The sequence below is a fragment of the Rheinheimera sp. 4Y26 genome (assembly GCF_025245835.1).
Lineage (GTDB): Bacteria > Pseudomonadota > Gammaproteobacteria > Enterobacterales > Alteromonadaceae > Pararheinheimera.
Window position 1 is genome coordinate 162806 of record NZ_JAOBWS010000006.1, and the last position, 26371, is coordinate 189176.

Genomic DNA, 26371 nt, shown 5'->3' on the forward strand with positions numbered 1-26371 from the left:
ACTGAGTCTGGTGAGCACTTTATTATGGATAGTGATATTACCGCTGCTGGCCAGTGTTTTGGTTACGACAGTTCGGCAATGGCAGCGCAGTTATCTGGCGCTGGCTGTGGCCGCTTTCCCTGCTCTGGCGTTGTTGCTGTTATTACCCATGGGCAGTGCTATCTATTCCGGCGAAGTCCTAAGGTATCAGTTGCAGTGGTTACCGATGATTGGGCTGAATTTCAGCCTGCAGCTGGATGGTTTATCATTTTTATTTAGCCTGCTTATTCTCTGCATCGGTTTATTGGTCATTCTTTATGCGCGCTATTACCTGTCGGCACAGGATTCGATGGTCAGGTTTTATGCGTTTTTAATGTTATTTATGTTTGCGATGCTGGGTGTAGTGTTATCTGGCAATCTGTTGCAAATGTGGTTTTTCTGGGAGCTGACCAGTATCAGCTCGTTTTTACTGATTAGTTTCTGGTCGCAGCAGGGCGATGCCCGTAAAGGCGCCAGAATGGCGTTAACTGTCACTGCGGCCGGCGGTTTGGCGCTGCTAGCCGGTATTGTGCTGCTTGGGCAAATCACCGGCAGTTATGAATTAGCTGTGGTTCTGACACAAACTGAACAATTACAACAACATGCGGCTTATCCTGTGGTGCTGGCGTTGGTGTTGTTGGGGGCTTTTACCAAATCAGCGCAGTTTCCTTTTCATTTCTGGTTACCCAATGCCATGGCTGCACCAACGCCGGTCAGCGCTTATCTGCATTCGGCTACCATGGTGAAAGCCGGTATTTTCCTGCTGGCGCGGTTATATCCGCTGTTATCCGGTACCGAATTATGGTTTTTAGCGGTGACCCTGGCCGGTTTAACCACTTTGCTGGTGGGCGCTTATTTTGCGTTATTTCAGCATGATTTAAAGGGATTGCTGGCGTATTCAACCATCTCCCACCTTGGCTTGATTACCTTATTACTTGGGTTAGATACAGATTTGGCTGCAGTAGCCGCCATCTTCCATGTAATTAACCATGCCATTTTTAAAGCATCATTATTTATGGCCGCGGGTATTATTGACCATGAAACCGGCTCCCGCGATATGCGAAAAATCAATGGTTTATGGAAATATATGCCGGTTACTGCCACTCTGGCTATGGTGGCTTCGGCGTCAATGGCCGGCGTGCCGCTGTTAAACGGTTTTTTATCCAAAGAAATGTTCTTTACACAAACCCTGCATCAGGGCGTGTTGGGATCATTAAGCTGGCTCATTCCGCTGCTGGCGACAGTGGCTGCGATTTTTGCCGTTGCTTATTCCGCCCGTTTTATCCACGACGTGTTTTTTAACGGTGAACCTATTGGCCTGACTAAAACACCGCATGAACCGCCTCGTTATATGCGGGTACCAATGGAAATTCTGGTGGCGCTCTGTGTGCTGGTTGGGGTGTTTCCGCAATGGTTTATCGGTGATTTACTATCACAGGCGGCTGTGGCAGTGCTGGGCGGTGCGGCGCCGGAATACAGTCTGGCGTTGTGGCATGGTCTGAATATACCGCTGCTGATGAGCGTGCTGGCGCTGGCCGGTGGTATTGTGCTTTATATCAACCGCAAACATTTATTTGTGTTCCAGGCCGGTTTTGCCGAACAACCGGCAATTTACCGTTTTGAAAATGTGTTGCAGCGTTTTGTGCAGCGTTGCCGCAGTTTGACTGCGGCTATCGACAATGGCCGTTATCAGCGATTTGCCGGTCTGATGTTGGTGTTGGTGTTGTGGTTGTGCGGAGCGCCTTTGCTGGAGCTTGCTTCATTACAAGGCAACAGGCCGACCTTGCCGCTGGATATGCTGGTGCTGGCCGGCGCCGCTATTTTATGTATTGCTGCCATCGCCACTGTACTCACCATCCGGCAACGTTTATTGTCGCTGGTGATGATTTCGGTGGTGGGGTTAATGGTCAGCCTGGCTTTTGTCCGGTTTTCGGCACCGGATTTGGCACTGACTCAGTTATCGGTGGAAGTGGTAACTGTTGTGCTGCTGATGCTGGCGTTGTATTTCCTGCCGCATAAATCGGTGAAACAATCTTCACCTGGTCATCTGGTGCGGGATTTGGCGTTGGCAACAGGGGTTGGGGTGGTGATAGGCAGTCTGGCTTTTGCCATGCTGACCCAGCAAACCGACACTATTTCAGGCTATTTCCTGCAAAATGCCAAAACCGGCGGTGGTGGCACCAATGTGGTTAATGTCATTCTTGTTGATTTCCGTGGTTTTGACACCCTGGGTGAAATCACCGTGTTAGGTATCGCCGCTCTGGGAATTTTTAAAATGCTGACCGGCATTCCTCGTTTTATGTCAGGTGCCGATGGCGAAGGCCGGCGCTGGGCGCTGGACAGCCATCCACTGTTGCTGGCGGTGGTGTCACAGGCGTTATTGCCGCTGGCGTTATTGGTTTCTGTGTATATCTTCTTCCGTGGCCACAATATGCCTGGCGGAGGTTTTGTCGCCGGTCTGATCACCGCTGTTGCGATGATCCTGCAGTATGTGGCGCAGGGCGTGGACTGGGTCAAACCCAGGTTAAAAGTTGAATATTCCACGCTGATTTCCTTAGGGATTTTATGCGCCACTATAACGGGTCTCGCCAGCTGGCTGTTTGACCGGCCGTTTTTAACATCCTGGTTTGATTATTTTGACCTGCCGCTGGTGGGCACTGTTGAGCTGGCCAGTGCCATGGCGTTTGACCTGGGTGTTTATCTGACGGTGGTGGGGTCAACCTTATTGATCCTGGCGAACTTAGGCAAAGTCACCACCCGTTACCGTCCTGTACATAAGGAGCAATCATAATGGAACTGGTGATGGCAATTGTGATCGGCGTATTAACCAGCTGCGGTGTGTTGTTGGTATTGCGTGCCCATACCTTTGCTGTGGTGCTGGGGTTAACCATGCTGTCTTATGCGGTCAATTTGTTTATTTTTGCCAGTGGCGGTTTAACCGCAGGTAAAGGCGCAGTATTGGGCGTAACGGACATCTATGCTGACCCTTTACCTCAGGCGCTGGTGCTGACCGCTATTGTGATAGGTTTTGCCATGACGGCGTTTTTAGTGATCCTTGCCATTCGTGCCCGGGCTGAACTGGGCAATGACCATGTGGATGGCCACAGTGGTTCGCGGCAACAGCAGGAGTCGCGGTTTTGATGCAACATGCAGTGATTTTTCCGATTTTAGTTCCGTTAATTACCGGGGCTTTATTGTTGTTACCACCGCTGCAGGCATCTGTAAATAAAAGGCGGGCGCTGGGGGGGCTTGGTTTGTTGCTGCTGTTACTCAGCGCCTGTTATGGCCTTTGGCAAAGCGCTGGCGGTGTACAAAACTTTTACCTGCTGGGGAACTGGCCGGCGCCTTTTGGCATTGTGCTGCTGCAGGATAAAGTATCGGCCATTTTTGTGTTGTTAAGCACAGTGTTGGCCTGTTGTTGCTGGCTGTACAGTCTGGCTGGTGAAGATGAACGTGGTGCTTATTTCCAGCCTTTGTTACAGTTTTTGCTGATGGGCATTCACGGCGCCTTTTTGACGGCTGATTTATTTAACCTTTTTGTATTTTTTGAAGTGCTGCTGATTTCCTCTTATGGCTTGTTGCTGCACGGTGGCGGCAAAGGGCGCACCAAAGCGGCCTTGCATTATGTGTTATTAAACCTGTTAGGCTCCGCGCTGTTTTTACTGGCACTGGCGCTGTTGTACGCCATGCTGGGCAGTCTGAATATGCAGGATATGGCACTGCGTATCAGTAGTCTGGCACCGCAGCAGGTGTTAATTGTCAAAGCGGCTGCAGGTTTGTTATTGCTGGTATTTGGTTTAAAAGCGGCGCTCTTGCCATTGCATTTCTGGTTGCCGGCCGCTTATGCCAATGCGTCGGCAGCAGTGGCTGCGATGTTTGCCGTGATGACCAAAGTGGGTGTTTATTGTGTGATGCGGGTCTTTGGTAGCCTGTTTGGTGACAATGCCGCTGAGCTGGCTGGTTTTGGCCGGGATTTATTATGGATTGCCGGGCTGGCCACTATGCTGTTGGCTGCAGTGGGTGTGGTGGCAGCACAACATCTGAAATTGCTGGTGGCTTATCTTGTCCTGTTATCAGCCGGCAGTCTGCTCGCCACGCTGGCGCTTGGTCATACCGGTGCTGTTGCCGCCGTACTTTATTACAGTCTGCATTCCACCTTGGTGGCAGCAGCGTTATTTTTACTGGCAGATTTAATTGCCGCCCAGCGCGGTACAGTACAGGACAGGTTAGTGGCCGGCCGGCCTTTACAACAAGCCTGGCCTTTGGGTGTGCTTTTTGTTATCTCAGCGCTGGCCGTGGTGGGAATGCCGCCCTTGTCTGGTTTTGTGGCAAAGATCTGGTTAATGCAGGCCGCCACTGATCTGCACAGTCGTATTGCGTTATGGTCGGTGTTGCTGTTCTGTAGCCTGCTGGTGTTGATCGCATTAACCAGAGCCGGCAGCACCTTGTTCTGGCGGGTAAAAGCACAGGCGGTGACAGCGCAGCGTGCTGATGCCGTACAGTTTGCGGCTGTGGGTCTGTTACTGCTGGCAAGTCCGGTTCTGGTGCTGTTTGGTGAGCCTGTGATGCAATTTTGTGTAGAGGCAGCAACACAGCTGCAGTTTTTACCGAATGTGCGTGCAGTAGGAGGTGCATAACATGAATTTTATCCATGCTTTGTTGCCAACCCCTGCCCGAAGTTTATTGCTGTTTGTAGTCTGGTTACTGCTCAATAACAGTGTTGCGCCAATTCATTTAATTGTTGCTGCATTACTTGCGGTGTTAATCCCACAGCTAACAGCAGGCTTTCGTGATCCGCAGCCGCCGATCCGGCGTTGGGGTCTGGCTCTGCGTTATATCGGCCGGGTGCTGCTCGATATTGTGCTGGCCAACTTACAGGTGATTAAGCTGGTGCTGGGGCCTAATAAGAATCTGCGTCCTGGTTTTGTGCTGGTGCCGCTGGCAATTACCGAAGCTTTGCCGCTGACGATACTGGCGGGCACAGTTTCATTAACGCCCGGCACTGTCAGCGCTGAAATTTTGCCTTATCAGCTGGACGAAAACAGCGCCAAACCTAAGTATCTGCTATTACATGTGCTTGATTTACAAAATGAAACTGAGCTTATTGCCAGTATCAAGCAGCGTTATGAGCAGCCACTGAAGGAGATATTCCAATGTTAAATCAGATAGTGCTGATTGCGATGATTGGCATCGGCATCGCCTTATTGCTGAACTTGTGGGCGTTGCTGCGCGGCCCCAGTGTGCCGGACCGTTTGTTGGCGCTTGATACCATGTATATCAACAGCATCGCGTTATTGCTCTGTTACGGCATTTATGCCGCCAGTAGTTTGCATTTTGAAGCCGCACTTTTGATTGCCATGCTGGGTTTTGTCAGCACAGTCGCAGTGTGCAAATTTATGTTACGCGGCGACATTATTGAATAGGAGAAGGTGATGACCGTGCTGGAATGGATTATTGCGTTGCTGGTGATAGCGGGTACCCTGTTTGTGCTGCTTGGCTCTGTTGCGCTGATTAAACTGCCAGACTTTTACACCAGGCTGCACGGCCCAACCAAAGCAACCACGCTGGGGTTGGGGAGTCTGGTGCTGGCGTCTATGGTATTTTTTAATTTTATCGAGCAACAACTGAATCTGCAGCAGCTGCTGATAGCATTGTTTTTATTTATTTCCGCCCCTGTCACCGCTTATATGCTGATCAAAGCTGGTTTACATCAGAAGCTGACGCCAGCAGCAGGCACCCAGCAGCAAGAGCTGATGAAACAAAGAGACAAATTAGCCAAAGGGGAATAAAGGAGAGGGCTGCTTAGTTTTCGTCAAAACCGTTGTTAATCAATTCAACCACAGATTTTAACGCCGCTTCTGCTTCTGTGCCGTGTGCCAGCACCTCAACATTTTTGCCTTTGCTGCTGGCCAGCATCAGCAGCGCCAGCACACTGCTGGCATCGGCGGTTTTGCCTTCTTGCTGCAGCTCAATTTTGGCATCAAATTTCTGGCACAGCTGCGCCAGTTTGGTGGCAGCACGGGCATGTAAACCCAATTGATTGACGATAGTGACGGTTTGGGAAAAGCTATTTGCCATGGTGACGTACCAGTTCGCGGTGGCGGATTTGCACATCTTCCCGCAATTCTTTAAAACGTGCCGCCAGCGCTTCAACAATATAAACAGAACGATGCTGACCGCCGGTACAGCCGATGGCTATGGTCAGATAACTGCGGTTATTGCGTTCCAGATGAGGCAACCAGGTGCCGATAAACTGATTAATTTGCTCGGTATACTGACCGACCACATCCTGCGCTGCCAGGTAATCTTTCACCGGCTGATCAAGGCCGGTCAGAATTTTCAGCTCTGGCTCCCAGTGTGGGTTTGGCAAAAAACGCGCATCAAACACATAATCGGCGTCTTTTGGAATGCCGTATTTAAAACCAAAAGACTCAAACAGGATCACCAGCCGGCCGGTTTTCTGGCCGAGAATACGTTCGCGCAGCTGTTCGGTCAGCTGATGCACATTTAAGTCTGTGGTATCGATATATAAATCGGCGCGGCTGGATATAGGGTCCAGCAGCTGCTGTTCACGCTGAATCGCTTCATCCAGCGACATGGCCTGATGCGACAGCGGATGTAACCTGCGGGTTTCGCTGAATCTTTTGATCAGGCTGCTGTGGGAAGCATCCAGATACAAAATGGTGAGTTCTACTTTGCGCGGCAGGTACGACAGAATGTCGGTAAGCTCTTCCGGCTCCTGCGGCAGGTTGCGCACATCAATACTGACGGCCACCCTTTCATACTGGCCCATCACAGCATTGGCCAGGGTGGGCAGCAGATTTACCGGAATATTGTCGACACAGTAGTAACCCAGGTCTTCCATCACGCGAAGGGCAACTGATTTGCCGGAACCTGAGCGACCACTGACGACAAGGAGTTTCATTTGCTGGCCGCCAGATCAGAGTGGGTCAGCAACAACTGGTATAGATCATGATCTGAAGCTGTATGACGGATTTTGCGGGTTAAATCTTTCTGACTGAGTAACCTTGCGATGCCGGCTAAGGTGGTCAGGTGCGTCTGGCATTGATTTTCCGGGATCAGGATGGCGCAGAAGATGTCCACCGCCTGGTTATCAATAGCGTCAAACTGAATGGCATCCTGACTGACCACAAAAACTAACACCGGGCTGGTGACGTCTTTGAGTTTACCGTGCGGAATGGCAATACCACCGCCAATGCCGGTAGAGCCCAGTTTTTCCCGGGCCATCAGGGCTTCAAAAATAGTGGATTCTGCTAATTGCGGTAATTGCTGGTGCGCAAGCTCGGCAATATATTCCAGAATGCGTTTTTTACTATTAAAAAGGACCGCACTTTTTGTGCAGTCCTTCGATAACATTGAGCTTAAGTTCATAAGTCCGTAATCAATGACGAGAAATTTTCTCTTTGTGTTTAATGACTTGTCGATCAAGTTTATCGATCAGCTGGTCAATAGCAGCGTACATATTATCATCTTCGCTGACTGCAAACACCTCTCCGCCGTTTAAATGCAGTTTTGCTTCGGCAATTTGTTTTAATTTCTCCACGTTCAGCACAACATGTACGTTGTTAATGTGGTCAAAATGCCGTTCAAGTTTTGAAAACTTGCTGTCTACATAGTCTCTCAGTGCTTCAGTGATTTCAACATGACGACCAGTTAGATTGATTTGCATAGACATTTCCTTCTTTGATGAGCACTTATAGCAAGCTCTTGCGCTGATTTGACGGCGGAATGTACAGAGATTCACGGTATTTGGCGATGGTCCGCCTTGCTACGTTGATGCCCTGTTCAGAAAGAATTTCTGCCATCCTGCTATCGCTTAACGGCTTTGCAGGATTCTCCGCTGCCACCAATTTTTTTATAAAAGCCCTGATGGCGGTCGACGAACATTCGCCGCCACTTTCTGTACTTACATGACTGGAGAAAAAGAACTTAAGTTCAAATATTCCTCTGGGCGTGTGCATGAATTTTTGTGTGGTGACCCTGGAAATAGTGGATTCATGCATACCCACCATCTCTGCCACGTCATTGAGCACCATGGGTTTCATCGCTTCTTCCCCGTGCTCAAAAAATGCCTGTTGCTGCTGCACTATACAGTTGGCAACCTTTAATAAAGTTTCGTTGCGGCTTTCCAGGCTCTTTAAAAACCACTTGGCTTCCTGCAAGTGGGAGCGGATAAACTGACTGTCGGCCGAGTTTCTGGCACTGCGCGACATGGCGGCGTATTGCTCGTTGATCCTGATTTTTGGAAAGGCGTCTGGATTGAGTTCAACCATCCAACGGCCTTTGATTTTTTTCACCGATACATCCGGAATAGTATATTGCTGCTCTTCACGGATCACATCGGCGCCGGGGCGCGGATTCAGGCTGTGAATAAGCCGCATCACTTCGCGTAAATCATCTTCTTTGAGTTTAGTCACGCGCATCAGAGAACGGAAATCTCTGTTGGCTAAATATTCGCTGTAGTCACGGATAATATCGCAGGTTTCGGTCAGAAAAGGTGTACCGGGGTCAAACTGGCGCAGCTGTACCAATAAACATTCCTGAATAGTGCGGGCACCCACACCCACCGGGTCAAACAGCTGAATACGTTTGATCACAGCTTCGACTTCGTCGGCTTCCACTTCGGGCATGCCAAGCGAATCGAGAATATCCTGATTGCTGATGGTGAGTAAGCCATTGCTATCAATGGCTTCGATAATAATTTCGGCAATGGCGAGGTCGGTTTCGGTAAAAGGTGTCAGGCGCATCTGCCAGCGCAAATAATCCTGCAGGGTTTCGCTGGTTTCACCCTGAAACACGTTGTCTTCGTCACCATTGTAGGTATTTGCCACAGGCGCGGCGCTGACTAAGTCGTCCCAGTTGCTGTCGAGCGGCAGGTCTTCTTTGATATTTTGTTCCGTCATGGCCTCACTGGTATCGGGCACTTCCGGGTCAAAATGTTCGTCACTGGAATAGCTGTCTATTTCGGCTTGTTCGTGTTTGTCGCTTGCTTCCGGTGCATTGCTGCTTTCATTGAAGTTGTTATAGTCATCCTCCGCTTCCAACAGCGGGTTGGCATCCAGAGCTTCCTGAATTTCCTGCTGTAATTCAATGGTCGACAGTTGCAACAGCTTAATGGCTTGTTGCAGCTGGGGAGTCATTGTGAGTTGCTGTCCAAGCCGGAGTTGTAAAGATGGCTTCATGTACTTCTGGTCACTCCTGACGGCCAGTATCCACTGGCTTTTTGCTAACTATAGCCTGAATTGTTCGCCGAGGTATACATCTCTGACCTGCTGATTTGCTAATACATCAGCCGGCGAACCCGAAGCTATCAGCTCTCCATGACTGACAATATAGGCAATTTCACAAACATCAAGGGTCTCGCGCACATTGTGATCGGTAATGAGTACACCTATGCCTCTGTTGCGCAAATGCTGAATAATTTTTTTAATATCCAGCACTGAAATAGGGTCCACACCGGCAAAAGGTTCGTCCAGCAAAATAAAGGCCGGGTTGGCCGCTAAAGCCCTGGCAATTTCCACCCTGCGCCTTTCACCACCAGACAAACTCATGCCCAGGCTGCTGCGGATATGGGTAATGTTAAATTCATCAAGCAGCTCGTCAGCAATTTGTTCACGCTGTTCATCTTTGAGTTCTTTGCGCGTTTGCAGAATGGCCATCAGATTATCGTAGACCGTCAGTTTGCGGAAAATCGAACTTTCCTGCGGCAGATAACCAATGCCCTGGCGGGCGCGGGCGTGGATAGGGTCGAAGGTCATATCATGACCATCCAGTGTGATGCTGCCTTTATCCGACGGCACCAGACCCACTATCATATAAAAAGTGGTGGTTTTACCGGCGCCGTTTGGACCGAGCAAACCAACGATCTGGCCTGCTTTTACTTCAAGGCTGACGTCTTTAACCACCTGACGGCCTTTGTAACTTTTCGCCAGATGCGATGCGACAAGAGTTTTCACTTTAGTTTTTCTCTGGGATAAAAACGGTACTGACCCTTTGGGTGTCTTTACCACCTTCAGCATTGAGTTTTTGCTGCGCCAGGTCGTATTGAATTTTTGCACTTTTCACTACACTGCCGCTTTGATTAATTTCGGCGTTGCCGGTTAATGTCAGCACGCGTGTAGCGACGTCATAACGGATTTCGTTAGCCATGGCTTCAATAGGTTTGTCACCGTCCAGCACCTGCGAATAAGAAGCCGGTGTGCCGCTGGCGATAAATACCTCTTTGCCCTGACCTTTGGAGCTATCTACTTCAAGGCGTTCAGCTTTGATTTTCAGCGACCCCTGAGTAACCAGCACATTGCCAAGGTACACCAGTTTTTTCTCTTTGACACTGCCGTCAAAATTATCCGAGCTGACATTCACAGGTTCGGCAAAATCGTTATTGTTTGCCTGAGATGCCAGCGAACAGAGGCCAAGCAACAAGGCCAGCAGCAATTTATTTCTCATGGCGGTAAACCGTCCCTTTATGTTGATGAAGCTGTAGCTTCTGTTTGACTAAATCGACTTCGACACCCTGGCCGTTAATGGCAAAACCGTCACCGCTGATCAGCACTTGCTGCCGGCTTTGCAGCATTTGTTGTTCAAACAAATACTCCAGCTGGTTTGTTTCGAGTTTATTAAATAGTTCACCTGATTTCAGATTATCCAGAATCACCTGCTGTTCCAGCACCACTTTGTCGTCCGGATACAACACGCCGTGGTCACTGCTGACCTGCCATTTGGGTAAGTTATCTTCAAAAATGGTGTAAGCAGGGGCTTCAAACTGAATTTGCCCCAGCTGCTCAAAATGAGACATTTGTTTGGCTCTGATAAGCCCCGACATATTGCCGGTACTGTCAAAACTGCTGCGCACTAAATCATACGCAATAAAGTCGGGCGCCAGTTCCTGTTCAGCGCTGGTGGCAGTGCTTTTGCCTTCATTGTCCAGCCAGCCATATAACAGGCTGGCGCAGGTCAGTACCAGCAAAAACCAGAAAATCTGTTGTTTCATGAGCTGCTTCCGTCAAAGCCAGCAAATTTTTGCTGGCTGATCAGCAGTAAATCACAAAGCTCACGCACTGCGCCATAACCACCTGGCAGACTGGTGACATAATGAGCATGTTGGCGTAAATAAGGATGGGCATCTTTGACGGCCACAGAAAGGCCACAATGTTGCATCACTTTCCAGTCTGACAGGTCATCGCCGATATAAGCAATCTGCTGATTTTCAAGCTGTAACTGCTGTTTCAGTTCAGTAAAAGCCGGAATTTTATCTTCCTGACCCTGATAGATGTAAGACACTGTTAAAGAATTCATGCGCTGGCTGACAATGTCCGAGCGCCGGCCTGTGATCACGGCAACTTCGATGCCGGCATGGCGCAGCGCTTTAATGCCATATCCGTCGCGGGTGTGAAAAGCTTTGAGTTCTTCACCGGCATTACCCAGATAAATACGGCCATCGGAGAACACTCCGTCCACGTCACAGATCAACAAGCGGATTTGCGCTGCCTGTTGCAACAGTTGGTCGTTAACCTGTTGATATAACTGGCTGAATAAATCTGACATTACAACACTCCGGCCCGCAGTAAGTCGTGCATATTCATCGCGCCTATCGGCGTTCTGTCGTCGGATAACACAATCAGGCCATTAATTTTCTTTTGTTCCATAATTTTCAGCGCTTCGGCGGCCAGCATATCGGCTTTGGCGGTAATACAGTTGCGGATCATCACGTCGGCAATCAGGGTCTGATGAATATCCACTCTTAAATCCAGCAAACGCCGTAAATCACCGTCAGTAAAAATACCAGCCAGCTTGCCTTGTTCATCGACGATGGCCGTCATGCCCAGACCTTTTTGCGATATTTCTAGCAAGGCCTGCTTAATGGTGGCTGAAGTGGGCACCTGCGGAATGTGCTCGCCCTGGTGCATCACGTCCTGCAGCCGTAACAATAACTTTTTGCCCAGACTACCGCCTGGGTGTGACAGCGCAAAATCATCAGCGGAAAAGCCCCGGGCTTCCAGTAATGCCACAGCCAAAGCATCACCCATTACCAGCGCTGCAGTGGTGCTGGCTGTGGGTGCCAGCCCAAGCGGACAGGCTTCCTGTTCCACTTTGACACATAAATGCACGTCGGCCAGCCGGGCCAGGGTTGATTGTGGATTGCCGGTCATGGCAATCAGGCCAATACCGAGGCGTTTTAACACCGGTACTATCAGCAACAACTCATTAGTTTCGCCTGAATTGGACAAAGCCAATACGATGTCACCTTTGGTGATCATGCCAAGATCACCATGGCTTGCTTCACCCGGGTGGACAAAAAAGGCCGGAGTGCCGGTTGAGGCGAGGGTAGCTGCAATTTTATTGCCGATATGACCGGATTTGCCCATGCCAATGACAATAATACGGCCGCTGCAGTCAAACATCTGCTGGCAGGCGCGTTCAAAATTGTGATCCAGATACTGGTTTAATCCAACAATAGCGGCGGCTTCAATCGCAAACACTGCCCTGGCTTTGGCACAGTAATCTATAGTCACGGTGTTTCTCCTGCGGCCGGGCTGGTTTTTCCCGGTGATGATTAAGCTGATATTCAGTTAACTTCGACAAAATGCGAATAAATATCAAAAACAAAGCGGTTCGCTACTGAGCTGGCTCAGATTTACAGCGTATAAGGCAGAAGCGCCCGCAAAACTGCGACATTTTCCTGCTTCTCTGGTGGAATTGCAAAAAAAACCGTGAATTGGTGCAAGTTTCGATTTTTGCAATCGAATATTACAATTTTTTCTGCGCACTCAGGCTGTTAAAGCAGGTAAAATACGCCGAACTATTAAACAGCAGTCTTGCATCCGGACGTCCCTGACTTTATATTGCGCGGCGTTTTGCCTGGGGCTTTGCTGGTTTTTTGTAATAACCGGCTCAATCAAGGGATTTAAGTTGGAACAAAGCATGGGAAATACAGTGGCTGAGCCGCTGGTGAACATTCAGAACCTGATCTTCCGCCGGGGTGAGCGGGTGATTTATGACGACATGAGCATGCAGTTCAGTCGTGGTAAGGTCACCGCTATTATGGGGCCGAGCGGTATCGGCAAAACCACCTTGTTGCGTTTGATCGGCGGTCAGCTGAAGCCGGACAGTGGGCATATCTGGTTTGACGGTGTTGATATTCCAGCGCTTGGTCGCAATGATCTGTATCAGGCTCGCAAAAAAATGAGCATGTTGTTCCAGAGCGGCGCTTTATTCAGTGATATGTCCGTATTTGACAACGTGGCATTTCCAATCCGCGAACATACCAAATTGCCGGAAGAAATTATCCGGATGATGGTACTGATGAAACTCGAAGCCGTTGGTTTGCGTGGTGCCCGTGATTTAATGCCGGGCGAGCTGTCTGGTGGTATGGCGCGTCGTGCGGCGCTGGCGCGTGCTATTGCGCTGGACCCTCAGCTGATTATGTATGATGAGCCTTTTGCCGGTCAGGATCCTATTTCGATGGGCGTGATAGTGCGGCTGATCCGTTCTTTAAATGATGCGCTCGGGCTGACCTCTATTGTGGTTTCACACGACGTGGGGGAAGTGATGAGTATTGCCGACTACGTCTATGTGGTGGCAGAGCGCCGGGTGATTGGTCATGGTACGCCGCAGCAGCTACGTGAGCATGACTCACCTTTGGTACAGCAGTTTTTACAAGGTCTGGCTGATGGTCCTGTACCTTTCCATTTTAAAGCGGCCGATTATGCCGGGGAATTAATGGAGTTAAAGGATTAATGCTCGATAAATTACAACAACTTGGCGCTGCCACTATAGCGTCCGTGCAAGGCTTTGGCCGGGCAGCTCTGATGGTATTCGGGGCTTTGTGGGGCCGGCCCAGGTTTGTTAAAGCCTGGCCTTTGTATATCAAGCAGTTTTATGTGGTTGGGGTGTTATCGCTGCTGATCATTGTGGTATCGGGCTTATTTATCGGCATGGTACTGGCGCTGCAGGGGTACACAGTGTTGTCGAAATTTGGTGCCGAACAAATGCTTGGGCCTTTGGTGGCGCTGAGTTTGCTGCGTGAACTGGGCCCTGTTGTTACCGCGTTGCTGTTTGCCGGCCGTGCTGGTAGTGCCCTGACCGCTGAGATTGGTCTGATGAAAGCGACAGAACAACTCTCCGGTATGGAGATGATGGCGGTTGATCCGCTGCGCCGGGTGATAGCGCCAAGATTCTGGGCTGGTGTGGTTTGTATGCCGCTGCTGGCGCTGATTTTTAATGCGGTCGGTATTTTGGGCGGCCATCTGGTTGGTGTTGACTGGTTGGGCGTTGATGCCGGTGGTTATTGGTCGGCTATGCAAGCCAACGTTGATCTGCAGGAAGATGTGCTGAACGGCGTGATTAAAAGTATGGTGTTCGCGTTTTTGGTGACAGTCATTGCGCTGCACAAGGGATTTGATGCTGTACCTACTTCGGAAGGGATCAGTCAGGCGACAACCCAGACTGTTGTCACTGCTTCGCTCGCGGTGCTGGGTTTTGATTTTGTATTAACAGCTGTCATGTTTGGTGGATAAAAAAATGACCACACGTAAGTTAGAAATTTTAGTCGGTGCTTTTGTCGCTTTGGCGATTGCCGCTTTGTTATTGCTGGCGATGAAAGTTGCCAATACCGGTGTGACCGGTTCGGATCAAAGTTATAAGTTATATGCCAAATTCGACAATATCGGTGGTTTAAAAGTACGTTCACCGGTCAAAGTAGGTGGGGTTGTGGTTGGCCGTGTCGCCAGCATTCAGCTGGATCCTGAGGCTTTCCAGCCGGTCGTTACGCTGGAAATTAACAGCAGCTACAGCAATTTCCCTGAGACCAGCTCTTTGTCCATTCTGACCTCAGGTTTGCTAGGCGAACAATATATTGGTTTGCAACCAGGTTTTGTCGACGAAAACGTAGAAATTCTGGCTGATGGTGATTATATCGAAGATACCAAGGCAGCCATTGTACTGGAAGAGCTGATCGGTCAGTTCTTATTTAACCGTGGGAATCAATAATGAACAGAATCTTTAAATTGGTCACAGCGCTGCTGCTGGCTGTCAGCACTGTGCCGGCACAGGCAAATTCTGCTGCTGTGCCTACCTATGATGATCCATACAAAATGATGGAAGTGTTGGCAGATAAAACGTTCCGCCGTATTGCTGCTGATCAGCCAAAAATCAAAGCGGATGCCGAAGTGCTGCGCACTATTGTGAACGAAGAGCTGGTGCCTTATATCGACAGCCGTTATGCAGCAGGTTATGTCATTGGTCAAAGCGTGAAGTTAAATACTGTTCCAAAACAGGACTTTAATACTTTTGTTGGTGCCTTCCAGAATTATATGGTGGGTACATACGCTGGTGTGTTTACCCAATACCGCGACCAGAAAGTGATTATTGAGCCTGGCCAGCCAGTTGATAAACAACGCAAAATTATCACCATCAAAACGCGCGTGATTGACCCGGGCAAACCCGATATCAAAATTGAGTTTAAGCTGCGCCGTGTGAAAGATGCCAACAACTGGCTGGTATATGACATGGTGGCTGAAGGTATTTCTTTACTCGACAGCAAACGCTCTGAGTTAGGCAGCCTGATTCGTCAGCAGGGTTTATTAAGTGTGGCAGCGCTTCTGGAAGAAAAAGCCAAAGCGCCTATCAAAGCGCCAGAGAAGAAAAACAATGCTTGAGATTAAGCAGCAAGGTGCAACAGTCGAGTTCAGCGGTGAGCTGAACTGCAACACTGTGGTTAAACACTGGCCCTTTAAACTGCTGGACACCTTGCCGAAGCAGGCAGAATTTAATCTCGGTCAGCTGCGTCATGTTGACACTGCTGGTTTAGCCTGGTTGTTACAACAGCTGGCGCAGGCCAACAAAAAAGGCATAGTGCTGCGTTTTACACAAATGCCAACCCAGCTGCGTAATCTGGCTGCGGTCAGTGATGTGTTACCACTTTTGCCAACAGACTAGCTGAAATCGCTGCTGAGTCAGGCTATAATGCCGCCCTTAGCAGTCACTGAAGATATGCTTCTCTGATAAATTCTGACAACCCGGCATTGCCGGGTTGTTGTTCTATATACGGCCAGCTCGTTGTGATATGCAAATGCGGATGGCCGGATGACTTTTGCCGATTGGTGGGTAGCCTGATGGACATTAAACAAATTGAACAACGCTTAACCGAACAACTAAATCTGGTTGAGGTGTATGTCAGTGCTGATGGCAGTCATTATGCAGTGACCGCGGTGGGTGAATGTTTTGACGGCTTAAGCCGGGTCAAACAACAACAACTGGTGTACGCACCGCTGATGGCTGAAATTGCCGATGGTTCTATTCATGCCTTATCCATCAAAGCCTTCACGCCAACGCAATGGCGTCGTGAAAAACTTCTTAATCCTCCGGTGTAAGTACATATGCAACAATTTTTAGTAACAGGTGGCGCCACCCTGAAAGGCGATGTCGTGATTTCCGGTGCCAAAAATGCCGCTCTGCCCATTTTGTTTGCAACTTTGCTGGCCGAACAACCTTCAGTGATCAGCAATGTGCCTGTACTGAAAGATATTGATACCACTTTTAAGCTGTTGACCATGTTCGGCGCCCAGGTGCAGCGTGATGGCCATCAGGTGACAGTGGATGCCAGTCATATCCACAGCCAGATGGCACCCTATGAATTAGTGCGTACCATGCGTGCTTCTATTCTGGCGCTGGGGCCACTGCTGGCCCGTTTTGGTCATGCCGAAGTGTCATTACCTGGTGGTTGTGCCATTGGTGCCCGGCCAGTCAATCTGCATATCGATGGCCTGCGTAAAATGGGCGCTGAGATCAGTGTCGAAAACGGTTATATCAAAGCCAAAGCGGCACGCCTTAAAGGCGCGCATCTGGTGATGGATATGGTCAGCGTGACTGGCACGGAGAACCTGCTGATGGCGGCCGTGCTGGCCGATGGTGTGACTATTATTGAAAACGCCGCCCGTGAGCCAGAAGTTGTTGATTTAGCAAAATACCTGGTTGCGATGGGCGCCAAAATCAGCGGTGCCGGCAGTGCCACTATTAAAGTGGAAGGTGTGGAGCGTTTAACAGGCGCAGCGCACAGTGTGCTGCCGGATCGGATTGAAACCGGTACTTTTCTGGTGGCTGCTGCTGTCACCGGCGGCGATGTCACCTGCCGTAATACAGATCCATCAGAACTTGAAGTGGTACTGGAGAAACTGCGTGAAGCAGGTGCTGAAGTGACCACAGGGGATGATTGGATCCGGCTGAACATGACAGGCCGTACCCTGAAATCGGTGAATGTTAAAACCACGCCTCATCCTGGTTTCCCAACTGATATGCAGGCGCAGTTTACTGTGCTGAACGTGCTGGCCGAAGGTGTAGGTGTAGTGACTGAAACCATTTTCGAAAACCGTTTTATGCATGTGCCTGAACTACAGCGCATGGGCGCTCAAATTCAGCTCGAAGGCAATACCGCTATGTGCCAGCACACACCAAAGCTGACCGCAGCTCAGGTGATGGCAACCGACTTACGCGCTTCTGCCAGTCTGGTGATTGCAGGTTTAGTAGCAAGCGGCAACACAGTGGTAGACAGGATTTATCATATCGACCGTGGTTATGAGCAGATTGAGCATAAACTGCAGGCCTTAGGTGCCCGGATTGAACGGATTAACGCAGCTGTGTAAGCTGCTTGTGTAAAAATAAACCCGCCATTTGGCGGGTTTATTTTTTATAAAACGAAGTCAGGTTTTCTAACGGTTACAAGTTTGGCGTCGGGCTGCTGTCGATCCATTCACACTAAGGTGTGCCGCAGCGGAGCAGTGCAATTCGGTTTCAGTATGCCTGCACAAGCTGTATTAGTCGGTATCGCTTCTTACACCAATACGGGTTGGGATCAACATCCGTTCGCCGCGGCGTTCAATCAGAATTTGTACTTGGGTGTCAGGTGCAGCTTCTGCAACTAAATCAAGCGCCTGACCGACGCTGGTTAAGGTTACGCCGGCCATTTCCAGCAAAATATCATCAGCTTGTAAACCTGAAACAGCAGCAGGGCCAAAAGCGTCCACTTCGGTAATTTTCATGCCATAAAAATGCTGGGCTGTGGACACCTGCCGTTCGCCGGCTGAATTGATCACAGGTTCGCCACTTAACCCCAGATAACCGCGCACCACCCGGCCATGTTTAATCAGTTTTTCCATGACGGTATGGGCCAGTTTATAAGGTACGGCAAAAAAGATGCCCTGAACTTCGAGATTGCGCTGACGCTGGAAAGCAGCGGTGTTAATGCCAACCAGCACGCCATTGCTGTTAACCAGGGCGCCACCAGAGTTACCGGCGTTAATGGCTGCGTCCATTTGCATGAAGTCGGTGTAAGTGTTGGTGCTGAGGCCAGCACGGCCCGTGGCACTGATAATGCCCTGAGTAATAGACTGACCTAAATTCAGCGGGTTACCTATAGCAAGCACCAAATCACCCACCTGAGGTTCCAGATTCGGTTGTTGTGGGATCACTGGCAGATCGGTGGCCTGCACATATAACACGGCGAGGTCGGTCATGCGATCCTGACCAATCAGAATGGCTTCAAGCTGGCGTCCGTCCTGCAGCGCAACCACAATTTGGTCAGCACCATTGACCACATGGTAGTTGGTTAGAATATAACCATCGGCACGCATGATCACACCTGAGCCTAAAGACTGATTCTGAATAATACGGCGCTGGTAAGAGCGGGGGTCTTGTTGAGTGCTGACGGTATAAACATTCACCACTGAAGGGGCTGCAGCCCTGACGGCTCTGGCATAAGAAATTGCTGCAGGTTCTGCTTCATGGTTACTGAATAACTGGCTGAGTTGAAACTGACCGTTTTGTTGGAAAAACAACAGCCATAACAGCGCGAGCGCCAGGCCATACGCTATGCTTTTTATAATAAAAATCAATTGTTTAGCCACGGTTTGTATCAATGCCAGCCAAAGTGGTATCAGCATAACATTGTTCGGGGGCAAGCTGTAGCAGAAAAAAGTAACGAAAAACAAACAACAAGGCCGCAGTCCGGAAAGACTGCGGCCTGCAGAGCATATAAAACGGCTTAGCGGATCAGCACATAATAAACGCTGTCTTCGCGTTGTACCTGCAGGGCAATGACGCCCTGGGCTTTACTCAGCACTTCCCGAAGTTCAGCAACAGTGTCCACTTTGGTGCGGGCCACGCCAATAATCACATCGCCTTTTTGCAGACCAAGCCGTGCAGCAGGCGAGCCATTGGCCACCTCAGAAATCATCACACCCGGTGTGCCATCAGCAGTTTTGCCGTTGGCAAAGTTGGCACCGGCCAGCATTTCATGCAAGTTACCCGCAGTGACATTGGCCTGATCGGCCGCTGACAGTTTTACTGAGACATCCAGCTGCTTATCTTCACGCAGAAGGCCAAGTTTTACCGATTTACCTACACCTAAAGTACCCACTTTGGCGCGCAGTTCAGACATGGACGAAATGGTTTTACCGTTGAGGCTGACAATGACGTCACCGGACTTGATGCCTGCTTTATCGGCACCACTGTCTGGCGTAACCCGGCCAACAAAAACCCCTTTGGATGATTTTACTTTCATCGCTTTGGCGAGCTCGGCATTCAGATCATTACCTTCAATGCCCAGCACACCCCGTTTAACTTCACCGTATTCAATAATTTGACTGACCAGGTTATTCATCATGGTGGATGGAATGGCAAAACCTATACCGATATTGCCGCCATTCGGGCCCAGAATAGCGGTGTTAATACCTATCAGCTCGCCTCTGAGGTTCACCAGGGCGCCACCAGAGTTGCCACTGTTGATCGCAGCATCGGTTTGAATGAAATCTTCATATTTTTCAATATTTAAACCGCCACGACCCAGAGCGCTGACAATACCGGAAGTGACTGTCTGGCCTAAACCAAAGGGGTTACCGATGGCGACGGTAAAGTCACCAACACGCAGATTGTCTGAATCTGCAATTTTAATGGCAGTCAGGTTGTCAGCTTTAATCTGTAACAGCGCGATATCACTGTCCGGATCTTCGCCGATCTTTTTTGCTTCGAAGGTCCGGCCATCAGTCAGGGTCACCTGAATTTCACTGGCCTGATTAATGACATGAGAGTTGGTCACCACATAACCTTTGGCAGCGTCAATAATCACGCCCGATCCCAGACCGCGGAAAGGCTGTTCACGACGCAGTTCATTCTGACCAAAAAATTGCTGGAAGGCGTCCGGCAGACGTTGCCGCACTTCACGGTTACCAGCTACGTTAATATTCACAACGGCTGGTGTTACTTTTTCCAGCATTGGTGCCAGGCTTGGCATTTGTTCACCGGATTCGGCGCCAAAAAATGGTAATTTAGCAGAGACCGGCAGAGGATTTGTCAACAGGAAGGCAGCCAGCACGCTGGCGGTGACAACAGATAACTTCATTTTCATTTGGGGTTTGTCTCCATGGGAACACTGCCTCTAGAGACTCACCCCAATAAAAAAAGTTTCAGACTTCAGATTTTTTTTCTGTCGGGAAAGTTTTTAATATACCGCTGGAATGCCCCGCATAATCAAGCGGTTGCTCAGTGCGAACTTCAGCTTTTCTGCGGCGTTTCTCGTCGATTTGGTCAATAGATAACCGGATCTGTTCAGCAGTATCTGTCGATAAATAGTTCAGTTCAGTGTTTTCGCTATAACCAGGGCGCTGAATCAGCTGCATCTTGGTTCTGGCCATGTGGCGGGCAATTTTTTCATAATTGTCCTGCAACTGCGCCATAAGCTGATGGGTGGTATCCAGATGGTGCGAAACGTCGTTGCGGTATTTCTGTAATTGCTGGCGGCTTTCATCCAGCTCCAGCTGTAATTTATGCTGATTAAACTGGCGTAAACTGAAAAGACGGGCGGCTACTGCACCTGCCACCAAACCTGCGGCAAACCAGATCAATGCCATAGATAAACTCATACAAACTCCTGAAAACTGCTCAAATCTTTTCTAGTGTAACCTAACTTGTTAAACACAGTGGTAAGGCGTGTTACTATACCAGCTAATTTTAATCGTCTGAATGGCCAATGCCGTCTGCAGTTCATACCATGACACCACAGCAAAAGTATCAGCTTGATTTACAGCGCCCGGATTTTCATTTTGATGCGGCTCAGCAAGATGCCGTAACTCAGTTGCAAAGGTTGTATGACGATTTTTGCCAGCTGCAGCCGGTCAAAGCCACATTCTGGCAAAAGCTAACCGGCAAACAGCCACAGCAACAGCCGCTACGCGGTTTATATTTCTGGGGTGGGGTTGGCCGCGGCAAAACTTATCTGGTGGACACTTTTTTTGATTGCCTGCCAACGGAGCGAAAATTACGTATTCACTTTCACCGTTTTATGCACAAAGTGCATGAAGATTTGGCGGAATTGGCCGGTCAGCCCAATCCACTGGAACTGGTGGCCGACCGTTTTAAAGCGCAAACCGACATCTTGTGTTTTGACGAGTTTTTTGTCTCCGATATTACCGATGCGATGATTCTGGGCACCCTGATGCAGGCGCTTTTTGCCCGTGGTATCACGCTGGTCGCTACGTCCAATATTGAACCTGATGGTCTTTATAAAAATGGTTTGCAACGGGCGCGTTTTTTACCGGCCATTGCACTCATTAAACAGCACACGGAAATCGTCAATGTCGACAGCGGTATCGACTATCGCCTGCGGACTTTAACTCAAGCCGAAATTTACCATTCACCGCTTGATCAGGCAGCTCAGGACAATTTGCTGAGTTATTTTAATGCGTTATCGCTGGAGCCACGCCAGCAGCATGCGGTGATTGAAATAGCGCACCGTAAATTACAAACCTGCTGGGAAGCTGAAGGTGTAGTGTGGTTTGAATTTAGTGAGCTGTGTGAGTCAGCCCGCAGTCAGTATGACTATATGGAACTCAGTAAAATTTATCACACTGTGCTGCTGGCCAATGTCCGGGTGATGGGGCAAAGCAACGATGATGTAGCGCGGCGCTTTATTGCTCTGGTGGATGAGTTTTACGAGCGCAAAGTCAAACTGATTATTTCTGCCGAAGTGCCGATGGAGCAACTGTACAGTCAGGGTATTTTATCCTTTGAATTTAAACGCTGTTTAAGCCGGTTGCAGGAAATGCAGTCGCACGATTATCTGGCGTTGGCGCATTTGCCATAACGCTTTTGCTGACGTGCGCCGCAAGCTGATTTTTTTCGAAAAAAAGCTGTTATTTGCCATTGGTTAATATATAATCCGCGGCCGGCCCACGTTACAGCCTGAATCTGCCGTAGCCTGGCAGTTTGATGAACTCGAAGGGGTTCGATAAACGACATAATCTTTGCCCGAAGGTTATGTGAGGTGTAACTGATAATTTTTGGATAGTTTGATGAAAACTTTTACTGCTAAACCAGAAAGCGTAACTCGCGACTGGTATGTTGTTGATGCTGCAGGTAAAACCCTGGGTCGTATCGCAACTGAAATCGCTCTTCGTTTACGCGGAAAGCACAAGCCAGAATACACGCCACACGTTGACACCGGCGACTACATCATCGTAGTTAACGCTGACAAAGTGACTGTAACTGGCAACAAAGCGAAAAACAAAAAGTACTACTCTCACTCTGGTTTCCCAGGTGGCATCAAAGAAATCACTTTCGAGAAGCTGCTGGAAAAGAAACCTGAGATGGTACTTGAGACTGCGATCAAAGGCATGCTGCCAAAGGGTCCACTGGGTCGCGCTATGTTCCGTAAGTTGAAAGTGTATGCAGGCGCCGAGCATCAGCACGCTGCCCAGCAACCACAAGTTTTAGACATCTAAGCGGAGCATATCGATATGGCACAGAATCAATATTACGGTACTGGTCGTCGTAAGACCTCTACAGCACGTGTATTCCTGAAAGCGGGCGCTGGTAACATCGTTATCAACCAACGCACTATCACTGAATACTTCGGTCGTGAAACTGCTCGTATGGTTGTGATGCAACCATTAGAGTTAGTTGAAATGGTTGGCAAGTTTGACATGTACATCACTGTTAAAGGTGGTGGTATTTCTGGTCAGGCCGGTGCTATCCGTCACGGTATCACCCGTGCATTAATGGAGTTCGACGAAACTCTGCGTCCAGCACTGCGTAAAGCCGGTTTCGTAACCCGCGATGCGCGTCAGGTTGAACGTAAGAAAGTCGGTCTGCATAAAGCCCGTAAACGTCCACAGTACTCAAAACGTTAATTCGTTTTTACTGTTGCAAAAAACCCGGCCTGTGCCGGGTTTTTTTATGGTTTGTTGCCACAGTTCTGGCGGGATAGCCAGTTGCTGCCGGCCCTGTTTTTATCAACCAATTCACTCAGTTTTGATGCAGCTGGTTCTTTTGCTATGCCCATTTGCTGATTGTGAATAACATTCGCCGCATCTGATTGATTTCCCACTAAAGTCTTTGCTCATTTTTCACAAGCTGCTGCTATAGTTTGACGTTATGCCAGAAGTAACAAGGGGTTTGGGCGTTACTTTTTTGTAAAAATGCCGATGCTGGTTGCCAACCTTGTGCCGGATCAAACAAAAGCAAAAAAAATAGTCCTGGTGGAGCCAATAGATTCAGCCTAAATCCTTGTATCAGGCAGGGCTTTTCATTATGATCCGCCGTATTTTTCAACTTATAATAATCGCTGAAATTCAGCCGCTTAAATCGTGCAAAATTTAAGCGTTAACGTGGAGATGAGTGGATGAGCAATGCGCCAGTCGATCATGGTCGCCGTCGCTTCCTCACTATCGCAACCTCAGTTGTAGGTGGCGTTGGTGCAGTTGGAGCAGCCGTTCCCTTTATTGCGTCCTGGAACCCGAGTGAAAAAGCCAAACAAGCTGGTGCTGCTGTCACAGCAAACATCGGCAAACTCGAGCCAGGTCAGTTAATTCGGGTGGAATGGCGCGGTAAACCGGTTTGGGTTGTAAAACGTACCCCGGAAATGCTGGAAACCTTATCTAAGGTTGAAGGCCAGTTAAGAGACCCTGCTTCAGAAGAAGAACAACAACCGGCTTATGCCAAAAACCAGCATCGCTCGAAAAAGCCTGAAATTTTTGTGGCTGTTGGTATCTGTACCCACTTAGGTTGTTCTCCAACTTATAAAATGAGTGACTTCGACGCTCATGTTGAAGGTATCGCATCTGGTTTCTTCTGTCCTTGCCATGGTTCTACCTACGATATGGCAGGTCGGGTGTTCTCCGGCGTTCCGGCACCAAAAAACCTGATGATCCCACCATATATGTTCATTGATGACACGACAGTGATCATCGGTGCTGACGAGGGGACTGCCTGATGTTTAAAAATTTCATGAACTGGATCGAATACCGTATGCCATTTATGGAGAAGATGAATCTCCATGTAATGCAGTATCCGGCGCCAAAAAACTTTAACTTTTGGTACTTCTTTGGCTCATTAGCCATGTTAGTGCTGGTAAACCAGATCCTGACCGGTATCTGGTTAACAATGAACTTCGAACCTTCAGCTGAACGTGCTTTTGCGTCCGTTGAATATATTATGCGTGACGTCGACTACGGTTGGTTGTTGCGTTATATGCACTCCACCGGTGCTTCGGCATTCTTTGTGGTGGTGTACCTGCACATGCTGCGCGGCATGATGTATGGTTCTTATCAGAAACCACGGGAACTGCTGTGGATCTTCGGTATGCTGATTTTCCTGGTGTTAATGGCTGAAGCCTTTATGGGTTATTTGCTGCCATGGGGTCAGATGTCGTTCTGGGGTGCACAGGTAATTATCTCTATCTTCGGTGTTATCCCAGGCATTGGTGATGATTTAACGCTGTGGATCCGTGGTGACTACGTGATTTCAGGCGCTACCTTAAACCGTTTCTTTGCTCTGCATGTTATTGCACTGCCACTGGTATTAGTGATTCTGGTGTTCCTACACATTATTGCGCTGCATGAAGTGGGCTCAAACAACCCTGATGGTATCGATGTAAAACGTCCAAATGACGGCACTAAAATCGATAACAACGTGTCAGACAAATTTACTTTCCACGAATATTTCACCAAAGGTGGCAAAAAAATCATTGTTGACGCTATTCCTTTCCACCCGTATTACACGGTGAAAGATATCGTTGGTGTGGTGGGTTTCCTGTTAGTGTTCTGTGCGGTTATTTTCTTTGCCCCTGAGGGTGGTGGCTTTTTCCTGGAACCGCCAAACTTTGAACCGGCAAACCCGATGAAAACCCCGGATCACATTGCACCTGTATGGTACTTCACACCATTCTACGCCATCCTGCGTGCTGTTCCTGATCAGCTGTTTGGTGCCATTTTTATGTTCCTGGCCATTATCTTCCTGGCGCTGCTGCCGTGGTTAGACCGTTGCCCGGTGCGTTCAGTGCGCTACCGCAGCACATTCCATAAATGGAATCTGGTGAATTTCTGCGTCAGTTTTGTTGTATTAGGTGTATTAGGTGTACTGCCAGCAACTCCAACCTATACGCTGATAGCTCAAATTGCTTCGTTTACTTATTTTGCGTTCTTCGGTTTGCTGTGGTTATACAGTAAAAATGAAAAAACCAAGCCACTGCCTGTGAGGTTATCATAATGCTGAAACAGTTATTGTCAGTACTGGCACTGGTTGCATCATCTGCTGCATTAGCAGCAGGTGGTCCTGCTGTTCATCTGGATAAAGCACCTATCGATCTGCATGACAAAGAGTCGTTGCAGCGTGGTGCCAAGATGTTCCAGAACTACTGTCTGGGTTGCCACCAGATGGAATATCAGCGTTACTCCCGTACTTTCCGCGATCTGGGTATTCCGGACGAAGTGGGTATGAAGGAGCTGGCTTTTACCGCTAATAAAGTAGGTGACTACATTAAAAACGCGGCGCCAAAAGCTGATCTGGCCAAATGGTTTGGTGCTCCACCGCCGGATTTAACCAACGTAGCCCGTGTGCGTGGCCCGGACTGGCTGTACACCTATTTACGGTCGTTTTATGCTGATCCAACACGTCCATTCGGCGTGAACAATGACGTGTTCCCGTTGGTTGGTATGCCGCACGTACTGCAGGAGCTGCAGGGTGTGCCTTATAAAAAGCATGAAACCCGTCTGGTGGATGGTGTATCTCAGGAAGTTTATGTTGGTATTGTGACCGACGGTTCCGGTGAGCTGAGCACAGAAGAATACGACCGTGCTGTGGCCGATCTGGTGAACTATCTGGAATACACTGGTGAACCTTCCAAGCTGGAATCTCATAGCCTCGGTATTAAAGTGATGATCTTCTTACTTATTTTCTTCGTGCTGGCGTTCCTGCTGAAGAAAGAGTACTGGAAAGACGTTCACTGAGTCAGTCACACTGACAAATAAGGGGCCTGGTGGCCCCTTTGCCGTTTTAAATTTACCGG

At 49.1% G+C, this 26371-nt stretch carries 32 protein-coding genes; 19 read left to right on the forward strand and 13 right to left on the reverse strand.

All coding sequences use genetic code 11. The features are described from left to right. Positions 1-10: 10 nt before the first annotated feature. Genes N3Z11_RS09920 through N3Z11_RS09945 form a run of 6 tightly spaced genes read left to right on the forward strand, consistent with a single transcriptional unit; the run spans position 11 to position 5807 of the window. The gene (locus N3Z11_RS09920) at positions 11-2809 is read left to right on the forward strand and encodes a monovalent cation/H+ antiporter subunit A (RefSeq protein ID WP_260657019.1); all 2799 of its coding nucleotides are present in this window, start codon (positions 11-13) and stop codon (positions 2807-2809) included. Continuing rightward, positions 2809-3159: a Na+/H+ antiporter subunit C gene (locus tag N3Z11_RS09925; protein ID WP_260657020.1), complete on the forward strand. Its 351-nt coding sequence runs from the start codon at positions 2809-2811 to the stop codon at positions 3157-3159. The genes N3Z11_RS09920 and N3Z11_RS09925 overlap by 1 nt, the downstream gene beginning before the upstream one ends. Then, entirely contained in the window at positions 3159-4655 is a 1497-nt protein-coding gene (locus N3Z11_RS09930; protein WP_260657021.1) for a monovalent cation/H+ antiporter subunit D, read from the forward strand. The genes N3Z11_RS09925 and N3Z11_RS09930 overlap by 1 nt, the downstream gene beginning before the upstream one ends. A gap of 1 nt (position 4656) precedes the next feature. Further along, the gene (locus N3Z11_RS09935) at positions 4657-5178 is read left to right on the forward strand and encodes a Na+/H+ antiporter subunit E (RefSeq protein WP_260657022.1); all 522 of its coding nucleotides are present in this window, start codon (positions 4657-4659) and stop codon (positions 5176-5178) included. Continuing rightward, the gene (locus N3Z11_RS09940) at positions 5172-5441 is read left to right on the forward strand and encodes a K+/H+ antiporter subunit F (RefSeq protein WP_260657023.1); all 270 of its coding nucleotides are present in this window, start codon (positions 5172-5174) and stop codon (positions 5439-5441) included. The genes N3Z11_RS09935 and N3Z11_RS09940 overlap by 7 nt, the downstream gene beginning before the upstream one ends. A 9-nt stretch (positions 5442-5450) precedes the next feature. Continuing rightward, positions 5451-5807, forward strand: coding sequence for a Na+/H+ antiporter subunit G (locus N3Z11_RS09945; protein WP_260657024.1), 357 nt, complete (start codon positions 5451-5453; stop codon positions 5805-5807). 13 nt (positions 5808-5820) lie between these two features. Here the strand turns inward: N3Z11_RS09945 and N3Z11_RS09950 are convergent, their stop codons facing one another. The 10 genes from N3Z11_RS09950 to N3Z11_RS09995 form a co-directional block, all read right to left on the reverse strand. Further along, entirely contained in the window at positions 5821-6096 is a 276-nt protein-coding gene (locus N3Z11_RS09950) for an HPr family phosphocarrier protein (protein WP_260657025.1), read from the reverse strand. After that, positions 6086-6943, reverse strand: a complete 858-nt coding sequence (gene rapZ / locus N3Z11_RS09955; protein WP_260657026.1) for an RNase adapter RapZ — start codon at positions 6941-6943, stop codon at positions 6086-6088. Before rapZ ends, N3Z11_RS09950 begins: the two co-directional genes overlap by 11 nt. Further along, complete coding sequence (ptsN, locus tag N3Z11_RS09960; protein WP_260657027.1) at positions 6940-7410, reverse strand: PTS IIA-like nitrogen regulatory protein PtsN; 471 nt, start codon at positions 7408-7410, stop codon at positions 6940-6942. The genes rapZ and ptsN overlap by 4 nt, the downstream gene beginning before the upstream one ends. Before the next feature lie 10 nt (positions 7411-7420). Next, positions 7421-7708, reverse strand: a complete 288-nt coding sequence (hpf, locus tag N3Z11_RS09965) for a ribosome hibernation promoting factor (protein ID WP_260657028.1) — start codon at positions 7706-7708, stop codon at positions 7421-7423. A gap of 25 nt (positions 7709-7733) precedes the next feature. Next, positions 7734-9179 (reverse strand): RNA polymerase factor sigma-54, encoded by a 1446-nt coding sequence (locus tag N3Z11_RS09970; protein ID WP_409566863.1) that lies wholly within the window; start codon positions 9177-9179, stop codon positions 7734-7736. A 90-nt stretch (positions 9180-9269) separates the two neighbouring features. Next, positions 9270-9995 carry an LPS export ABC transporter ATP-binding protein gene (lptB, locus tag N3Z11_RS09975; RefSeq protein WP_260657030.1) on the reverse strand — a complete coding sequence of 242 codons (726 nt, stop codon included), beginning with the start codon at positions 9993-9995 and terminating at the stop codon, positions 9270-9272. Position 9996: 1 nt separating this feature from the next. Then, on the reverse strand, positions 9997-10485 hold the full coding sequence (lptA, locus tag N3Z11_RS09980; RefSeq protein WP_260657031.1) for a lipopolysaccharide transport periplasmic protein LptA: 489 nt from the start codon (positions 10483-10485) through the stop codon (positions 9997-9999). Then, positions 10475-11029, reverse strand: coding sequence for an LPS export ABC transporter periplasmic protein LptC (gene lptC, locus N3Z11_RS09985; protein WP_260657032.1), 555 nt, complete (start codon positions 11027-11029; stop codon positions 10475-10477). Before lptC ends, lptA begins: the two co-directional genes overlap by 11 nt. Beyond that, the gene (kdsC, locus tag N3Z11_RS09990) at positions 11026-11583 is read right to left on the reverse strand and encodes a 3-deoxy-manno-octulosonate-8-phosphatase KdsC (protein ID WP_260657033.1); all 558 of its coding nucleotides are present in this window, start codon (positions 11581-11583) and stop codon (positions 11026-11028) included. Before kdsC ends, lptC begins: the two co-directional genes overlap by 4 nt. Next, positions 11583-12551, reverse strand: coding sequence for a KpsF/GutQ family sugar-phosphate isomerase (locus N3Z11_RS09995; protein ID WP_260657034.1), 969 nt, complete (start codon positions 12549-12551; stop codon positions 11583-11585). The genes kdsC and N3Z11_RS09995 overlap by 1 nt, the downstream gene beginning before the upstream one ends. 409 nt (positions 12552-12960) lie before the next feature. On the opposite strand from N3Z11_RS09995, the gene mlaF reads away from it, so the two are divergent. The 7 genes from mlaF to murA all read left to right on the forward strand — a co-directional run bounded on the left by mlaF (position 12961) and on the right by murA (position 17678). Next, a complete protein-coding gene (gene mlaF / locus N3Z11_RS10000) occupies positions 12961-13776 on the forward strand; it encodes a phospholipid ABC transporter ATP-binding protein MlaF (protein WP_260657035.1) in 816 nt (271 codons plus the stop codon). Further along, the gene (gene mlaE / locus N3Z11_RS10005; protein ID WP_260657036.1) at positions 13776-14555 is read left to right on the forward strand and encodes a lipid asymmetry maintenance ABC transporter permease subunit MlaE; all 780 of its coding nucleotides are present in this window, start codon (positions 13776-13778) and stop codon (positions 14553-14555) included. Before mlaF ends, mlaE begins: the two co-directional genes overlap by 1 nt. A gap of 4 nt (positions 14556-14559) precedes the next feature. Next, the gene (gene mlaD / locus N3Z11_RS10010; protein ID WP_260657037.1) at positions 14560-15027 is read left to right on the forward strand and encodes an outer membrane lipid asymmetry maintenance protein MlaD; all 468 of its coding nucleotides are present in this window, start codon (positions 14560-14562) and stop codon (positions 15025-15027) included. Then, positions 15027-15695 (forward strand): phospholipid-binding protein MlaC, encoded by a 669-nt coding sequence (locus N3Z11_RS10015; protein ID WP_260657038.1) that lies wholly within the window; start codon positions 15027-15029, stop codon positions 15693-15695. Before mlaD ends, N3Z11_RS10015 begins: the two co-directional genes overlap by 1 nt. Continuing rightward, complete coding sequence (locus N3Z11_RS10020; protein ID WP_260657039.1) at positions 15688-15975, forward strand: lipid asymmetry maintenance protein MlaB; 288 nt, start codon at positions 15688-15690, stop codon at positions 15973-15975. The genes N3Z11_RS10015 and N3Z11_RS10020 overlap by 8 nt, the downstream gene beginning before the upstream one ends. Positions 15976-16151: 176 nt before the next feature. Next, the gene (locus N3Z11_RS10025; protein WP_260657040.1) at positions 16152-16409 is read left to right on the forward strand and encodes a BolA family protein; all 258 of its coding nucleotides are present in this window, start codon (positions 16152-16154) and stop codon (positions 16407-16409) included. Positions 16410-16415: 6 nt separating this feature from the next. Continuing rightward, the gene (gene murA, locus N3Z11_RS10030; RefSeq protein ID WP_260657041.1) at positions 16416-17678 is read left to right on the forward strand and encodes a UDP-N-acetylglucosamine 1-carboxyvinyltransferase; all 1263 of its coding nucleotides are present in this window, start codon (positions 16416-16418) and stop codon (positions 17676-17678) included. A 171-nt stretch (positions 17679-17849) separates the two neighbouring features. Here the strand turns inward: murA and N3Z11_RS10035 are convergent, their stop codons facing one another. From N3Z11_RS10035 to N3Z11_RS10045, 3 genes are all read right to left on the reverse strand, one after another. Continuing rightward, the gene (locus tag N3Z11_RS10035; RefSeq protein ID WP_260657042.1) at positions 17850-18938 is read right to left on the reverse strand and encodes a trypsin-like peptidase domain-containing protein; all 1089 of its coding nucleotides are present in this window, start codon (positions 18936-18938) and stop codon (positions 17850-17852) included. Between the two features lie 137 nt (positions 18939-19075). Next, positions 19076-20437, reverse strand: a complete 1362-nt coding sequence (locus N3Z11_RS10040; protein ID WP_260657043.1) for a Do family serine endopeptidase — start codon at positions 20435-20437, stop codon at positions 19076-19078. A gap of 58 nt (positions 20438-20495) precedes the next feature. Continuing rightward, positions 20496-20951: a YhcB family protein gene (locus N3Z11_RS10045; protein ID WP_260657044.1), complete on the reverse strand. Its 456-nt coding sequence runs from the start codon at positions 20949-20951 to the stop codon at positions 20496-20498. 128 nt (positions 20952-21079) lie between these two features. Between N3Z11_RS10045 and zapE the strand changes: the two genes are divergently transcribed. The 6 genes from zapE to N3Z11_RS10075 all read left to right on the forward strand — a co-directional run bounded on the left by zapE (position 21080) and on the right by N3Z11_RS10075 (position 26312). Next, a complete protein-coding gene (gene zapE, locus N3Z11_RS10050) occupies positions 21080-22171 on the forward strand; it encodes a cell division protein ZapE (RefSeq protein ID WP_260657098.1) in 1092 nt (363 codons plus the stop codon). A 208-nt stretch (positions 22172-22379) separates the two neighbouring features. Beyond that, complete coding sequence (rplM, locus tag N3Z11_RS10055; protein WP_260657045.1) at positions 22380-22808, forward strand: 50S ribosomal protein L13; 429 nt, start codon at positions 22380-22382, stop codon at positions 22806-22808. 15 nt (positions 22809-22823) lie between these two features. Continuing rightward, on the forward strand, positions 22824-23216 hold the full coding sequence (gene rpsI, locus N3Z11_RS10060) for a 30S ribosomal protein S9 (RefSeq protein ID WP_260657046.1): 393 nt from the start codon (positions 22824-22826) through the stop codon (positions 23214-23216). A gap of 491 nt (positions 23217-23707) precedes the next feature. Beyond that, positions 23708-24298, forward strand: a complete 591-nt coding sequence (gene petA, locus N3Z11_RS10065) for a ubiquinol-cytochrome c reductase iron-sulfur subunit (RefSeq protein ID WP_260657047.1) — start codon at positions 23708-23710, stop codon at positions 24296-24298. Further along, positions 24298-25572 carry a cytochrome b gene (locus N3Z11_RS10070; protein WP_260657048.1) on the forward strand — a complete coding sequence of 425 codons (1275 nt, stop codon included), beginning with the start codon at positions 24298-24300 and terminating at the stop codon, positions 25570-25572. Before petA ends, N3Z11_RS10070 begins: the two co-directional genes overlap by 1 nt. Next, on the forward strand, positions 25572-26312 hold the full coding sequence (locus tag N3Z11_RS10075; RefSeq protein WP_260657049.1) for a cytochrome c1: 741 nt from the start codon (positions 25572-25574) through the stop codon (positions 26310-26312). The genes N3Z11_RS10070 and N3Z11_RS10075 overlap by 1 nt, the downstream gene beginning before the upstream one ends. Positions 26313-26371: the final 59 nt, after the last annotated feature.

What these genes read in the sequence shown, in the direction of transcription:
- N3Z11_RS09945 (WP_260657024.1), top strand. Translation starts at nt 5,451, where the DNA reads ATGACCGTGCTGGAATGGATTATTGCGTTGCTGGTGATAGCGGGTACC.
- rpsI (WP_260657046.1), top strand. Translation starts at nt 22,824, where the DNA reads ATGGCACAGAATCAATATTACGGTACTGGTCGTCGTAAGACCTCTACA.
- rplM (WP_260657045.1), top strand. Translation starts at nt 22,380, where the DNA reads ATGAAAACTTTTACTGCTAAACCAGAAAGCGTAACTCGCGACTGGTAT.
- N3Z11_RS09970 (WP_409566863.1), bottom strand. Translation starts at nt 9,179, where the DNA reads ATGACTCCCCAGCTGCAACAAGCCATTAAGCTGTTGCAACTGTCGACC.
- mlaF (WP_260657035.1), top strand. Translation starts at nt 12,961, where the DNA reads ATGGGAAATACAGTGGCTGAGCCGCTGGTGAACATTCAGAACCTGATC.
- N3Z11_RS10020 (WP_260657039.1), top strand. Translation starts at nt 15,688, where the DNA reads ATGCTTGAGATTAAGCAGCAAGGTGCAACAGTCGAGTTCAGCGGTGAG.
- N3Z11_RS09950 (WP_260657025.1), bottom strand. Translation starts at nt 6,096, where the DNA reads ATGGCAAATAGCTTTTCCCAAACCGTCACTATCGTCAATCAATTGGGT.
- petA (WP_260657047.1), top strand. Translation starts at nt 23,708, where the DNA reads ATGAGCAATGCGCCAGTCGATCATGGTCGCCGTCGCTTCCTCACTATC.
- mlaE (WP_260657036.1), top strand. Translation starts at nt 13,776, where the DNA reads ATGCTCGATAAATTACAACAACTTGGCGCTGCCACTATAGCGTCCGTG.
- N3Z11_RS10025 (WP_260657040.1), top strand. Translation starts at nt 16,152, where the DNA reads ATGGACATTAAACAAATTGAACAACGCTTAACCGAACAACTAAATCTG.
- ptsN (WP_260657027.1), bottom strand. Translation starts at nt 7,410, where the DNA reads ATGAACTTAAGCTCAATGTTATCGAAGGACTGCACAAAAAGTGCGGTC.
- kdsC (WP_260657033.1), bottom strand. Translation starts at nt 11,583, where the DNA reads ATGTCAGATTTATTCAGCCAGTTATATCAACAGGTTAACGACCAACTG.
- N3Z11_RS09930 (WP_260657021.1), top strand. Translation starts at nt 3,159, where the DNA reads ATGCAACATGCAGTGATTTTTCCGATTTTAGTTCCGTTAATTACCGGG.
- N3Z11_RS10075 (WP_260657049.1), top strand. Translation starts at nt 25,572, where the DNA reads ATGCTGAAACAGTTATTGTCAGTACTGGCACTGGTTGCATCATCTGCT.
- mlaD (WP_260657037.1), top strand. Translation starts at nt 14,560, where the DNA reads ATGACCACACGTAAGTTAGAAATTTTAGTCGGTGCTTTTGTCGCTTTG.
- murA (WP_260657041.1), top strand. Translation starts at nt 16,416, where the DNA reads ATGCAACAATTTTTAGTAACAGGTGGCGCCACCCTGAAAGGCGATGTC.
- N3Z11_RS09925 (WP_260657020.1), top strand. Translation starts at nt 2,809, where the DNA reads ATGGAACTGGTGATGGCAATTGTGATCGGCGTATTAACCAGCTGCGGT.
- N3Z11_RS10040 (WP_260657043.1), bottom strand. Translation starts at nt 20,437, where the DNA reads ATGAAAATGAAGTTATCTGTTGTCACCGCCAGCGTGCTGGCTGCCTTC.
- lptC (WP_260657032.1), bottom strand. Translation starts at nt 11,029, where the DNA reads ATGAAACAACAGATTTTCTGGTTTTTGCTGGTACTGACCTGCGCCAGC.
- N3Z11_RS09940 (WP_260657023.1), top strand. Translation starts at nt 5,172, where the DNA reads ATGTTAAATCAGATAGTGCTGATTGCGATGATTGGCATCGGCATCGCC.
- N3Z11_RS10045 (WP_260657044.1), bottom strand. Translation starts at nt 20,951, where the DNA reads ATGAGTTTATCTATGGCATTGATCTGGTTTGCCGCAGGTTTGGTGGCA.
- N3Z11_RS09935 (WP_260657022.1), top strand. Translation starts at nt 4,657, where the DNA reads ATGAATTTTATCCATGCTTTGTTGCCAACCCCTGCCCGAAGTTTATTG.
- lptA (WP_260657031.1), bottom strand. Translation starts at nt 10,485, where the DNA reads ATGAGAAATAAATTGCTGCTGGCCTTGTTGCTTGGCCTCTGTTCGCTG.
- rapZ (WP_260657026.1), bottom strand. Translation starts at nt 6,943, where the DNA reads ATGAAACTCCTTGTCGTCAGTGGTCGCTCAGGTTCCGGCAAATCAGTT.
- N3Z11_RS10070 (WP_260657048.1), top strand. Translation starts at nt 24,298, where the DNA reads ATGTTTAAAAATTTCATGAACTGGATCGAATACCGTATGCCATTTATG.
- hpf (WP_260657028.1), bottom strand. Translation starts at nt 7,708, where the DNA reads ATGCAAATCAATCTAACTGGTCGTCATGTTGAAATCACTGAAGCACTG.
- zapE (WP_260657098.1), top strand. Translation starts at nt 21,080, where the DNA reads ATGACACCACAGCAAAAGTATCAGCTTGATTTACAGCGCCCGGATTTT.
- N3Z11_RS10015 (WP_260657038.1), top strand. Translation starts at nt 15,027, where the DNA reads ATGAACAGAATCTTTAAATTGGTCACAGCGCTGCTGCTGGCTGTCAGC.